1 protein-coding gene is annotated in these 439 nt (G+C 71.1%); it reads right to left on the minus strand.

What is annotated here, in order from left to right; genetic code table 11:
• Positions 1 to 66: 66 nt before the first annotated feature.
• The coding region (locus AC1DSF_RS30920; RefSeq protein ID WP_478184129.1) for a cyclophilin-like fold protein at positions 67 to 439 on the minus strand (373 nt) is incomplete at its 5' end.

Raw genomic sequence — 439 nt, forward strand, 5'->3', positions numbered from 1 at the left:
GTCGTAGGTGGTGCTCATGCTGCGGTGGGCCTTCCTGGATAAGCGTGTGAGGTGCGTGGGGCGGGGTCAGGGGCTCACGGTCGCGATGGTGACGTGGTCGGCGTCGGTGAGCTTGGCGGCGTCCTCGGCGTTGTTCAGGCGGCCGAGCAGGACCAGGCCGGTGGCGTAGGGGGCGTCGCGGTAGTACAGGGCGAGGTTGCCCCAGGGGGCGTAGAGGGCGAGGTCGCCCGCGTGGGGTTGGGCGCCTTCGGGGGCGCCGTCGGTGGACAACGGCCTGGGGAGTTCGGCGGTCTTCTCCTGCTGGTGAAAGTCGGCGAGCGGTAGCTCCAACGGCAGGAGCGCGGCGAAGTCGCGGGCAGCGGCGCTGTCGTTGAGGCGGGCCGGGATGCGCGCCCCGTCGATGGTGAGCGCGATGTCCATGGAAGTGGCGTCCTGGGAG

It is taken from the genome of Variovorax sp. 01N429 (assembly GCF_056399425.1).